The sequence below is a fragment of the Paenibacillus sp. JT31N17 genome, assembly GCF_056269255.1.
This window is the reverse complement of the sequence record NZ_JBWDNP010000006.1, coordinates 21,895-35,263: the sequence shown is the minus strand read 5'-3', so window position 1 is coordinate 35,263 and position 13,369 is coordinate 21,895. Positions and strand designations below refer to the sequence as shown.

Below are 13,369 nucleotides of genomic sequence, written 5' to 3'. Positions count from 1 at the left end.
GTTGTCATTTACGATAAGGATCATCTTAAATAAGCAGAACCGTGAATCTGGATGAGCAGCAGCTTGTAACAAGACAATGGTCAGTCCATTATCGAGGAGGAATTAAGTTGGATAAAACATGGATTATTCCCCAATCGACAAGAAAACTAGTTGTTCTGTTGGCCTTATTGCTTGCATTTGCGCTCACGCTTCCCGTCATTCAAGGCACCGTAAATGCCCAACCCCTTCTCAATGAGGTATCCTTTGAAACGGATTTTATTTCCGTACCTGAGTCGGCCGGAACCGTTTCGCTGAATGTCACCCGGGTAAGAGGAGATGGAACAGGAAGCGTGAAAATAGCCATAGATGGCATTAGCCAATGGTACACGTTTGCGGAAGGAGAAGTGTCGAAGGCCATTCCCATCCCGGTCATGAACGATGCCGAGGAAACGGGAAACCGCCTGATCGAGGCATCTATTGCGGGGATCGAAGGGCAGGGGCTTGAATACGGGCTGTATCCAAGAGCACGTATCGAGGTTTTGGATGACAATCAAGCTCCGCATGGACCGGGATTGCTGAAGTTTGACAGCAAACCGGGACTGGAATTCCAATATATTCATATCGATGAAGAGGATGAGTATGCGGCAGTAATCGTGCAGCGCACGGGCGGTACAGACGGGACCGTAGCGGTTGATTATCAAACGACGCCCGGAGAGGCTCAGGAAAATATCGATTACATCGGCGTGAGCGGGACTCTTGTGTTTGCAGATGGAGAGTCATGGAAACGAATTGAGATACCGATTATCGATAACAACAAGTACGAGAGATTTACTGTGGACTTTAGTGTAATCTTAAGCAATCCGACCGGGGGAGCCGCTTTAGGGGAGCCGCTGATGCTTGTCAATATTATCAATAACGATACCATTAACAGGGTCAGATTTTTATCCCCCAGCCATGTGGAGGTCAATGAAGATGACGGAGCTGTCTCGCTGCAGGTAGGCAGGGAGTTTCCTACCGGATCCGTGACGGTCTATTATGTGGTTACCGGTCAAACAGCTGCCGGAGGTATCGATTACGAAGTGCCCGGCGGCTCCGTTGTTCTCTCTGACGGGGAGGATAGCCAGACCATTACCATCCCGATAATAGACGATGAAGACGCTGAAGAAACGGAGAGGTTCAGCGTTAAAATAACGGGTACATCGGGACCTGATGATATCGTGATGGATCCGGCCGAGGTTTTTATCGATATTTTGAGCAGCGATGGCGGCAGCGAAGCGAAGCCGGTATTGCAGTTCAAATCGTCCGCTTACAACGCGATTGAGGAGTCCAGAGAGGCAGTAGTCGAAGTCATTCGTACAGGGAGCAGCAGAGGCGAAGCTTCCGTTTACTATACAGTGAGCAGCGGTTCCGCTGAGTCGGGCTCTGATTTTACCGCCATATCGGGCTGGCTGACATTCGGGGATAACCAAATGAGCAAGAAGCTCCACATTCCCCTGATCGATGACTTTATCCATGAAGGAACCGAAACCTTCACCGTTTCATTACAGAGCACATCAGAAGGAGCGGTGCTGGGGGAATTGGCCAATGCGGAGGTGACCGTTACCGAGAGCGACTCCATCCCTATCATATCGTTTAAAACCCCGACTTACTATACGATAGAGGAATCCGGTTTGGTGGCACTCAAGGTCATCCGGTCAGGCAACACGCAGGGAATTGCAAACGTAGGCTATACCGCGTACTCGGGGAGCGCCGCAGCAGGAGCCGACTTTGCGGCGGCGGAGAATAAATGGCTGGTTTTCCAGGACGGCGAGACCAGCAAGACAATAACGATAAAGATCAATGACGATCATCTCATCGAATATAACGAAGACTTTACCGTCAGGCTTACGAGCTCTATCAACGGCACGTCAACCGTCCTGACAGACGAGGCAGCCGTACACATTTTTGATAAGGATCATCTAATTACCCGTTAAACCGTAGAGAAGCGAATTAAATCTGGCTTAATACCGACAAGGCTGCCGCGGCAGCCTGTTTTTTTTGCGAAAGGGAGTCCTGCACATGAAGCGGATAAGAAATATTTGTAAAATTATAGCGAATCTTATAGAATACTATCGAACCCTAGTATATTTTACCTATTATATTCAGAGTTGAGGAGAGGTTGGAAAGATGAAACGGTTATTAGGTTTTTTTCTCGTATTATGCTTGCTGGTTGTCCCGGCAAATTGGACAGCGGAGACCGCCGCTGCTGCCGCTGCTGCTCAGCCGAAAATTGTTGATATTGTCGGGGGAAATACGCTTCTGCTGGATGATGGTTCCTTATGGACATACGGCTCTGATGGACATGTGCACAACAATCTTAACCTGGCAGCCATTGCCGGCAATGGCATTAACGGTTATGGATTGACCCGTGACGGCAAAGTCGTTTCATGGAATCGCGGAATTTTCAAGCCTGAAACAGAATACGGCGGAGTCCGTCTGGTAACGGAAGGCGCATGGCTTAAGACGGATGGCACGGTGTGGAACTATGACGGGCGAATCAAAGAGCTTGATGGGACCATGCTGATAGTCGCAGACGAGACGTCTTACGCATCGCTTTCGCAGACGGGGGATATTCTGTACGGCAGCAGGAAGCTGGGCAAGGTTTCCGCTGCATCCGATATTGTTATGATGGATACGCATGACGGCAGGACAGCCTTGCTGGACCGCAGCGGCACAATAGTGATTTATGATATTTATAACCTTGACAAAGATACGCTGGAGGTCATTCCGGAAACGATGACTGAGGACGCCGTTCACCTGGCCTATGCCAATGACGGAACAATGCTGGTGACCCGTAAAGACGGCACGGTATGGAAGAGCGGGGAATACCAGGAACGGTACAAATTAACACAGCAAATCAGCGGACTGAGCAATATTACCCGTACATCCGCACTGGACGACGATTCCTTGTTTTATGCCAAAAAAGCCGACGGCAGCTGGCTGATTTATAATAATGAAGCGATTAAGCCTTTAGTAGCTCCTGCTGTGCAAAGTCTTACATTCGCGCTTGATAAGCTTGCGCCTAATGTCGGGGACAAGGTGAAAGCGGAAATCACGGAGCTCTATTCCAATCAGGCGAAAATAAAAGTGCCGCTTGGCAAAGCGAACGTAACCGTTCAGAAGCCGCATTTGTTAAAGCCGGAGAGCGACGGTGCCTTTAAGGTTACGGGCGTTGGAGAAACGCAAGTTACCGTAACGTCGGGCGGGGTGTCGAAGACCGTTACCGTATCGGCGAGTTTAGGCCGCGCCTTGCAGAATGCGAAGCAGGTAAAAGGCGTTGTATTCCTTCCCGTCAAACCGGTGTTCCAAGCGTTGGGAGGGACCGTCTCCTATACGGCTGCATCCAAATCATTTGCGGTCAAGGTCGGTCAGACAAACATTGTACTAACCAGCGGAAGCGCCATTGCCCTGCTCAACGGTAAACCCTATAAGATGAAGGCAGCTCCGCTAGCGGCGGGCGGGGAGACTTTGTTTCCGGCCGGACTTCTTGCAGATGCATTAGGAGCAAAGCTGCAGTGGGATACAGGATGGCAAGAGATGAATATTACGTTCGGTAAAGCGAAAATGACCGTACAATCGGCCGAAACGGCGAAAATCGAGAAACGGGAAGCACAGGGAAGCTTGGCCGCATTTATCGGAAAAACGTACTGGGTTAACCACTTCCAGGGATGGGAACGATTCGTCAAGCTGACGGTCGCCGATATCGAACCGGATAAAAACGGCTATTTTGAAATTGTGTTTAAAACAGCGTCAAACAAAGAATTGAAATCCTACGCCATGCCGGCATCAAATGTTCAGGATACCTTGACCGACGGCTATTCCTTTACAAATTACGATCCGTACAAGAAATATAAATGGTCATCCTCTGTATGGAATGCCGTGAAGGCGGAGAAAATCTCCATGGGCATGACAAAGGAACAGGTGCTTCTGTCCTGGGGCAGCCCGTCGTCCAAAAGCTCGCTCTCTTCAAGCGGAATAACGGTTGAAACATGGGGCTATTCAGGCTTCAATTACGTAACGTTCACCAATGGCAAAGTATCGGGAATTTATACAGGCTAATTGCAGCAACGACTCCGGTGATCCGTCTTCCTGATAAGAAGATGATCACCTGTTTTTTTTTGCGAACAGGATGATGACAACGATCAAAATAGAGATAAGGATTGAAATAAAGCCGTTTAAATTTTAAGATAAACCTAATGAATTTCATGGAAAGGGTATGAACGGATTCTATGGTTCGGAATAATTGCTGACTGGAATCAAATCTCCTGCTATATTATGTAGAAAGCGCGTACATTTGAATCCCCCAGTGAAAGGTGCCATTCCATGACGTTCACGAAAACGTTGCGTTTTAGACTATTGGCTGGTTTTATCGCCGTTATCGTTCCCCTGGCCGTCGCTTTGTTCATGCTTAATCTGTATGCGATGAATGTTGTCCGGGACGAAGTCTCGCAGTCTACGACCAATTTTCTTTCCATTCATGTGAATCAGATCGATAACAGCCTCGAGAAGGTCGGCAATTATTTGCTGCGGCTCGTATCCAGCAAAAACTATTACTCGGATTTGATCGGACTTTCCATTTATCCGGAGGGAAGCAGCAATTATTTTTTTGCCAAGCAACGCATCTATAACAGCTTCCAGGATGAAATTACCTCGAATTCTTATGTGGTCGTGGATACGTTTTTCACGTATACGGAGAAATATAACGAATTGATCGCATCGCAGGTCGATTATGCCAGCTCCCAGAAGATGAACGAAATGCTTACCCGGTTTATTCATAATGGATCGCTCAGCAACAGCCATACCTGGCAAATCGTTGAAGATGCGCAGCGTTATTATTTGGTGCGGACCGAGCAGATCCAGATTGAACCGAACGTTTATGTCGGCGCGCTCATTCCTGTCGAGAATTTGATGAAGGATTTGCGCTCACTGGATCTCGGGCCTACGGGACAAGCGATGCTCATTTCCAATAATGCGGTGTCGCTGACGGATACGACGTGGGATAATACCAGTCTTCAGGACATGGTGCGGAAGCTGTCGGTCAAAACCGAGCCCTATCAAATCATGAAAAATCCGGCCAACGGCAAAGATTATATTTTGGTTGGTTTTCCGGTGATGCAGGCACCCGTAATGCTCGCCGTTACGATACCGGATACGGATCTCCTCCAGAAGCTGCCTTATTTTCAGCGCGGACTCGTCCTGATCCCGATCGGTCTTGTCCTCCTGCTTATTATTTTCTGGATCGTCCTCAAGCAGGTGCTGCACAAGCCGATGAATTCCTTGATCCGCGGCATGCGGAGAACGGCGCAGGGCGATTTCTCCATTCGCTTAAGCGAAGGGGCTACCCAGGAGTTCAAATTTCTGAATGAAACATTTAACCGGATGGTTTACCAGATCCGGTCGCTGAAGATTAACGTATACGAAGAAATGCTCAAAACGCAGGAGGCGGAATTCAGGCATTTGCAGTCGCAGATTAACCCGCACTTTTACCTTAACTCGCTGAATATCATACACAGCTTATCGAAGCTTGGACATAATGATCTGGTTATGGAAATGGCCCATCACCTGACCGATTTTTTCCGGTTCATTACCCGGGCTAACAGGGAATATATCACGTTGGAGGAAGAGACGGATCATATCCGTAACTATCTGGAGATTCAGCGGTTGCGCTTTCCCCAAAAGCTGACTTTCGAGATGACGGTGCCCCGCGGGTACAAAAATCAGAGCGTGCTGCCGCTTATGATTCAACCCTTCGTTGAGAATGCGGTAGTGCATGGAATGAAAACAGGGAGGCATGTTTTTCATATTACGGTAGAAGCGCGCTCTTGTTCTGAGAACCCCCGGGTCATGGAAATCGTCATTGCCGACAACGGCATCGGGTTTTCAGCGGAAACGTTGGAGCGTTTAAACAGCGGCCTGACAACCGAAACCGCAAATAGCGGCAGCCTCGGTATTCTCAACGTTCAGCACCGGTTCAAGCACAAATACGGCAGGTCGGTAAGCATCCGATTTCAGAATCGTACACCTGCGAATAACGGCGGCGAGCTGACCGGAGGCGCGGAAGTAACCCTAAGGATCCCATTTGACGCAAGCAAGGAGGGTAACCAAACAGATGTATAGGCTGCTTATCGTAGACGATGAAATCTATGCTGTACAAGCCGTTCAAGTCGGTATTGACTGGGAGTCGCTGGGGTTCTCCGACGTGTATTGCGCGTACGATGCGGAAGAAGCCAAAGGCTTCCTGCTGCAGCACCCCATTGACGTCATGATTTGCGATATTGAAATGCCCGGCAGCAGCGGGGTAGAACTGCTTGAGTGGGCGAACGAACATTCTCCGGCTACAGTGACGATTATGCTTACGGCGCACGCGGATTTCCATTACGCCCGGCAGGTCGTTCAGCTCTCGGGATTCGATTATGTGCTGAAGCCGATTCGTTACGAGCAGTTCCGGACTATTGTGGAGCGGGCTTTGACAGAGGTGGAGAACAACAAGGAGGCAAAACGTTTCGAAGAGATGTACAAGACGTACGCCAAGCTTCAGGAATCCCAGAAACCGCTGCTTAAGGAGCTGTTTTGGCAGGATCTCTTGTCCAAGCGCATCCATCCGTATCCCGAGCAGTGGGACGAGATCACGAACAAGTATCAGGTAAAAATAGGCAAGGACCGGTATGTCATGCCGATTCTGCTCAGCGTAGAGCATTGGGACCGGGAATTTACCGAGCGCGATGAAGAAATATTGATATACGCGCTCCGCAACGCCGCGTCCGAGCTGCTCCGGCCCCGGGAAGTGGAAGGAGACGTGATCGAGGACCGCAACGGCATTTTGTTTGCTTTGTTATACTGGCCGGATCCCAAGGCGTATTCCCAGGATGAACTCAAAGAAGCCTGTCAGCGTTATATAAGAGCCTGTTCCCGTTATTTTTACTGCAGTCTGTCCTGCTACATCGGGGAAGCCGTACCGATTCCGGATATCAGTCCCGTCTATCACCGGCTGATCGAATTGGAACAAAGCAATATCGTCAATACCGGCCAAGTCCTGTTCTTGAAGGTTAATGACGGTGCGGATGCTCCCCTTCCGCGCAAGATGACCTCGTTCGCGTTCGATCCAGCGGAGTGGACGCTTCATCTCGAAGCGGGAAGAACGGAAGCGGTCATCCGTCAAATCGAGGAATTGTTCAGAGGCGATGCGGCGTCCGGCATGAGTTCGGAAACGTTGGATGCCTTGTATCATACACTGCTGGGATTCGTTTATCAGACGGTTCATCATAAGGGCGGATCAGTCAAGCAGCTTCTCGGGAATTCCAAATGGACGGAAGCCGCAGCGGCAACGCGTTCGGTGACCCAGTTCTTGGCATGGACGCGCAAGCTGATCCAGTCGACGGCCGAATACTTCGATAAGAACAGGACGGAGAGCTCGGCGCTTGTCGAGAAAGTAAATGCATATGTGGAAAGCAATCTTCAAAGCGTTACAAGGGAAGAACTCGCTTCAGCGGTTTATTTGAATTCCGCCTACTTGTCCAGGCTGTATAAGCGGGAGACCGGAATGTCGTTAATGGATTATATCATTTCGATGAAGATGAACCGGGCGAAGCAGATGCTGACCAAATCCAATATGAAAGTCAGCGATATCTGCGATAGTTTGGGCTACGAGAATTTGTCCCATTTTGCGAAGACATTCAAGAAGCAGGTCGGGATTACGCCGCAGGATTTCCGCAAACGGTATCAGGCGATCGGGTAGTCGCACGCGGGGGGACCGTCTCCACTTCCTAAGGGTGGAGGGCGGTCTCTTTTTTTTGCCCTGTAGCATCTATACCGCCAGAGGATGGCGACCTCCGTTTCTTCTTGTGCCATAGAAATCATAAAAACGTTACTTCGGTCACAATACGCTATTTTTCGGGTGCAGACAGTAACCTATAATAAGCTGACAGACTTCTTAATCGAGACAAGGAAAGGATGAACCTGCATGCAGAAAAAAGCGGCGGTCCGGCGGCAATCGTTCCTGAAGAAGCTCAGCAAGAACAAGATGCTGCTATTGCTGCTGCTGCCCGGAACGCTATATTTGCTGCTGAACAACTATTTGCCCATGTTTGGAACTATAATCGCTTTCAAGGATTTTGACTATCAGAAAGGCATCCTCGGCAGCGAATGGAACGGATTCGCGAATTTCGAGTACTTGTTCAAAACTCCGGACGCCTGGGTCATTACCAGAAACACGGTGCTGTACAATGCGGTATTCATTGTCCTCAACACCATCGTTGCCGTAGCCGTCGCAATTGGCCTGAATGAGCTCCGCAACCGGATCATGGCCAAATTTTATCAAAGCGTCATGTTCCTGCCTTACTTTCTCTCCATGATTATCGTCGGATATCTCGGATTATCGCTGTTAAGCCAGGAATTCGGTTATATCAACAAAAATGTATTGGAACCGCTCGGATTATCACCGATTGCCTGGTATGCCGAGCCCAAATACTGGACCTATATTTTACCGCTTGTGAACTTGTGGAAAAACATCGGTTATCTGAGCGTTATTTATTTGGCAGCCATCATCGGCATCGACAACGAGTATTATGAGGCTGCGTTAATTGACGGCGCTTCCAAATGGCAGCAGACCAGGCGCATTACGTTTCCGCTGATCATGCCGGTGATAACAATCATGACACTGCTCGCCGTCGGCAAAATATTCAACTCGGATTTCGGCTTGTTCTTCCAGGTTCCGCTGGATGCTGGCGCTTTATATCCGGTAACCCAGACCATCGACACCTATGTATACCGGGCGCTGCTCCGAATCGGCGATCTCGGCATGTCATCGGCTGCCGGCGTCTATCAGGCTGTCGTCGGCTTCGTTCTCGTACTTTCATCCAACTGGATCGTCCGCAAAATCAATAAAGAAAACGCACTGTTTTAGGAGGGGGTTTGAGATGAAAACGACGATGCAGCAGCAGACCGCCTTGAATGTGGAACAACATGTAAAGTCAAATGAGATAAACGCGATTTCTCCGGTAACGAATGTGGTGTTGAACATCCTGTTCTGGGTCTATACCGTATTATGCCTGTTTCCCATTCTTGTGGTGTTGGCCGTTTCGTTCTCTGATCAGAAGCAGGTGACGCTTCACGGCTACAACATTATTCCGAGGCAGTTCAGCCTGGACGCCTATTCTTATCTGCTGAACGATGCAACGCAAATTATGCATGCCTATGGACTGTCTATCCTTGTCACGGTAATCGGGACGACACTTGGATTACTTATGACGGCGTTGTTCGCCTACCCGATCTCCAGACAGGATTTCGATTTCCGCACATTCTTCTCTTTTTTCCTCTTCTTTACGATGATCTTCGGAGGGGGGCTCGTTCCCTGGTACATCGTGTTCACGAACTGGCTCGATATGAGAGACACGATATGGGCGCTGATCATTCCCGGTCTGCTGTTCAATGCTTTCTACGTGATCATCATGAGGACATTCTTCCAGACCTCCATCCACCCGTCGATCATCGAATCGGCCGGCATAGACGGGGCGGGGGAGCTGCGGATTTTCTTCCGTATCATATTGCCGCTTTCCACGCCCGTAATGGCGACGATTGCGCTGTTTTATACGATCGGCTATTGGAACGACTGGTTTAATTCCCTGGTATTCATCCAGCAGGATAAACTGGTCAGCCTGCAGTACCTGATGTATAAAACGATGATGAACCTGCAGTTCCTGGTTTCGAACGCAGCGAATACCGGCAATGCGGGCGGAGCCATCGCCAAGCTCCCTGGTGAAACGGTGCGTATGGCGATGGCGATCATTGGTATGGGACCGATCGTACTGGCCTATCCGATATTCCAGAAGTATTTCGTCAAAGGGCTGACAATCGGGGCGGTCAAGGGATAACTGTTAATGATCGGCTGTATCCGGCTTTGCCGGTGAGCATAAATAACATCTACTAGGAGGATGAAACATGAACGCTTTGAAGAGGGTCAGGCTTACCGCTTTCGCATTAATGATTATGACCGTTTTGGTTCTCTCCGGGTGCGGCGGAAACAATGCCAACAACACGGCGCCGCCTGCGGACGATTCTAACGGAAGCGGGACCGAGCCGGCTGCGGCAAATGCAGCCAATGGCACCGATGCGGCAAACGCTCCTGCAGCAGCGGATTTGCCGGAGTATACGATCAAAATGTTCGTGCCGGGCGTACCACAAAAAGATATCGCGCTCATCAACGAGGAAGCCAGCAAATATTTGAAGGATAAAATCAATGCGAAGCTGGAAATGACCATTGTCGACTGGGGCAGCTGGCCGGACAAAATGAACCTGAAGTTCGCGTCGAACGAAGCCTTCGATATTAACTGGGCAGCCTCATGGGATAACTACTTCTCGAGAGTCGAGAAAGGCTCGTACCTGCCGATTAACGATTTGATTGAAAAGTACGGCCAGGACGCCAAAGCCATTCTTAATCCGGCCCTGCTCAAGGGCGGCTTGTACGACGGGAAAAACTATGGGCTGCCCGTTAATAAAGAAATCGCGTCCCAACGCGGCCTGCTCCTGAACAAGGCGCTTGTCGAGAAATATAAAATCGATATCAGCACCATCAAGACCTTGACCGACCTGGAGCCGTATCTGGACATCATCAAAAAGAACGAGCCGGGTATTACGCCCTATTTAATGAACAAAAGCGTCAATCCTATCGATAATACGCTCGCGTTCGGCAACGAAGCCGAATTAGTGCTGAACATGACGGATGGCGGCGCTGCGATCGACCGTGAAGCGTCAGGGGATGAGCTGAAGGTATTTAATATTTACGCGGATCCCCGTTATAAAGAATCGCTTGAATTGATGCGCAAATGGTATCAGGCAGGCTATATTAACAAAGACGCAGCTACGCTTCAGGATTTCGACGGCGCAATCAAAGCCGGCCAATGGTTTGCCTTTACGGATCAGCTCAAGCCCGGCAAGGATGCGGAGAAGACCAATTCCCACGGCGTTCCGATGGTTCAGGTCGAGCTCACGCAGCCAATTATTTCAACCGGAGACGCGCTCGGTTCCATGATGTCGATCTCCGCTACGTCGAAGGATCCGGAGAGGGCCATGATGTTCCTGAACCTGCTCTATACCGACAAATACCTGGTCAATTTGCTCTCATTCGGGATCGAGGGCAAGCATTATGTCAAAAAATCAGACAACATCATTTCCTACCCGGAAGGAATAGACGGAACCACGTCGGGATATAACCCGGGTACGCCTTTCATGTTCGGAAATCAATTCAACGATTATCTGTTCGACAACGAAAATCCGGAAAAGTGGAATGAATTCGAGAAGTTCAACGGCGAGGCGGTAGAATCCAAGCTGCTGGGCTTCAATTTCAACATCGAACCGGTGAAAAACGAAATTTCCGCATTCCAGAATGCCGTGAAAGAATTCACGCCTGGTCTGCATACCGGCACGGTTGATCCGGAGGAAGTGCTTCCCAAATTCCTGGAAAAAATGAAATCGATCGGCATGGATAAAGTTTACGCGGAAGTGCAAAAGCAGTTGGACGAGTGGAAGGCATCCAAGTAAATTGGATGGAATAGCGGCCGGGCTAACGTGCAAATTGTGTTAGCCCTTCTTAAATCCGGGACAACAGGGAGACTGAAACCCATGAACAAAGTACTGATGGACTCACAAATCGAACAGTTTATAGAGCTTGGCTGGGTCAAAGTGGAGGAGGCATTCCCCACTGCGCTGGCGCTCGAATCGCAGGATTTCTTATGGGAGCAGTTAATAAGGTATGGCATCGATCGGGGTGATCCGGCAACATGGGATAAGCCGATCCTCTTTGTGCAGGAATCGTTCCGCAGCCCGTCGTTCGACAGATGCAATTCGCAGCGGCTGGGCGGGGCTATCGAAGACTTGATCGGCGTTGGCCGATGGACGGAGAAAGTGCTTTGGAACAGCGACCCGAACCGGAATTACCCAACGTGGGGCTGGTGGCCGGTCAACTTCCGGCTTGGAGGAGACAAAGAATGGGATGTGCCTGCGGCAGGCTGGCACTGGGACGGAGCGCATTTTCGCCATTACGTCGACGCATCGGAGCAGGGACTGCTCTGTTTATGCATATTTTCCGAGATTGGGAAGCACGGCGGCGGGACCTTGGTAGCGGAAGGATCGCATCAGGTCGTGGCCCGTTATTTGGCAAGCAAGACGGAGGGGGTCGAGTCGCAAGAGGGAATCGACGAGTGCAGCCTTCAGCATCCCTGGCTTGCCGCATTGACGGGTCAGGCCTGCGATGCGTTCCTGCCGGGGGAGGACCGGATTGGCAAGTTCATGGACCATGCATACATCGACGAGCACGGTACCCGTCTGAAGGTCATTGAAACGATTGCATCGCCGGGCGACGTTATTTTATGCCATCCGTTCCTGTATCACACCCCTTCGCAAAATCATAGCGGCATTACCCGGTTCATGTGCAATCGGACGACTCCGTTGAAAGAGCGGATGAAGTTCGAACGAAGCGATGGCTCGGACTATTCACCTTTGGAAATCAGCGTCAAACGGGCCCTCAACCGATAACCATCGTAAAAAAGCACCCTCGCGGGTGTTTTTTTATTACAATGCTCCATTTGCAGCGCGTCATTTTCTCTTTTGTTATTTCCGGAGATTAAAATCGAAGATTAAGGTTTCCCTATCCTATTGTATGATTGTCAAAATCGCAGCATCGCGATCTTCAGCTTCATCAGAGGCCGTCATTATGGGGAAAACTATTAATCCGATATTAAACCGGTTTCACTAAATGGCAAAAAAACTGGTACGGGAAATGAAGGAATATTCAAATTAACTTAATAAATCAGAAACATCACGCTTATAGAACCGGTTTAATATGATTTTGTCAGATATTAATCCACAAGTCATTATCAATACGATAGGAGGAGGAGACTTGATAACAAGCGAGATGAGGCTAGAACGGGAGAGTTTCTTGAATACGGTTTCAAGCGTGTTCAGTCAAAACGTCCGGAATCTCTTGCGGGGAGAAGCATCCGGATACGAAAGCGCTTTAAAACCATTAAACCGTAAGAAATACCAGGAGGGAATTAATGTGACAAGATAATCATTATAGGTCATGCTTTCCTTCAGGAGATTGATTCCACGCAGCTGGAGCTACTTTAAAAGGTATCGGAGAAGGCACTCAACGCGGCGAAAATCGTCGTGGCCATCGCGTAGGATGGCACCGATTATTGGCAGAACCGGTTCATGAGGGCGGCTGCAGCCATCGTGACTGAAGATCCGCTCATTACCGGTATGCAGGAAGGGTGCTGAAGACTTCTGGCACGATATTTTCACTTAGCTGTTAACTTATAATAATGGAAAAAGCCTGCATTCTTCGGCTTCATAAGAA

The 13,369-nt window shown here is 49.5% G+C and carries 8 protein-coding genes; all 8 read left to right on the top strand.

Annotation, left to right across the window (positions count from 1 at the left end):
• Window positions 1–107 precede the first annotated feature (107 nt).
• The 8 genes from AC0YOB_RS20090 to AC0YOB_RS20055 all read left to right on the top strand — a co-directional run bounded on the left by AC0YOB_RS20090 (window position 108) and on the right by AC0YOB_RS20055 (window position 12,546).
• Complete coding sequence (locus AC0YOB_RS20090; protein ID WP_475794258.1) at window positions 108–1,952, top strand: Calx-beta domain-containing protein; 1,845 nt, start codon at window positions 108–110, stop codon at window positions 1,950–1,952.
• A 193-nt stretch (window positions 1,953–2,145) separates the two neighbouring features.
• A complete protein-coding gene (locus AC0YOB_RS20085) occupies window positions 2,146–4,077 on the top strand; it encodes a copper amine oxidase N-terminal domain-containing protein (protein ID WP_475794257.1) in 1,932 nt (643 codons plus the stop codon).
• 264 nt (window positions 4,078–4,341) lie between these two features.
• Window positions 4,342–6,135: a sensor histidine kinase gene (locus AC0YOB_RS20080; RefSeq protein WP_475794256.1), complete on the top strand. Its 1,794-nt coding sequence runs from the start codon at window positions 4,342–4,344 to the stop codon at window positions 6,133–6,135.
• Window positions 6,128–7,753 carry a response regulator transcription factor gene (locus AC0YOB_RS20075; RefSeq protein WP_475794255.1) on the top strand — a complete coding sequence of 542 codons (1,626 nt, stop codon included), beginning with the start codon at window positions 6,128–6,130 and terminating at the stop codon, window positions 7,751–7,753. Before AC0YOB_RS20080 ends, AC0YOB_RS20075 begins: the two co-directional genes overlap by 8 nt.
• Window positions 7,754–7,978: 225 nt before the next feature.
• Entirely contained in the window at window positions 7,979–8,920 is a 942-nt protein-coding gene (locus AC0YOB_RS20070) for an ABC transporter permease (protein WP_475794254.1), read from the top strand.
• 13 nt (window positions 8,921–8,933) lie between these two features.
• The gene (locus tag AC0YOB_RS20065) at window positions 8,934–9,887 is read left to right on the top strand and encodes a carbohydrate ABC transporter permease (protein ID WP_475794253.1); all 954 of its coding nucleotides are present in this window, start codon (window positions 8,934–8,936) and stop codon (window positions 9,885–9,887) included.
• A gap of 67 nt (window positions 9,888–9,954) precedes the next feature.
• Window positions 9,955–11,553 carry an ABC transporter substrate-binding protein gene (locus AC0YOB_RS20060; RefSeq protein ID WP_475794252.1) on the top strand — a complete coding sequence of 533 codons (1,599 nt, stop codon included), beginning with the start codon at window positions 9,955–9,957 and terminating at the stop codon, window positions 11,551–11,553.
• A gap of 81 nt (window positions 11,554–11,634) precedes the next feature.
• On the top strand, window positions 11,635–12,546 hold the full coding sequence (locus tag AC0YOB_RS20055) for a phytanoyl-CoA dioxygenase family protein (RefSeq protein ID WP_475794251.1): 912 nt from the start codon (window positions 11,635–11,637) through the stop codon (window positions 12,544–12,546).
• Window positions 12,547–13,369 lie beyond the last annotated feature (823 nt).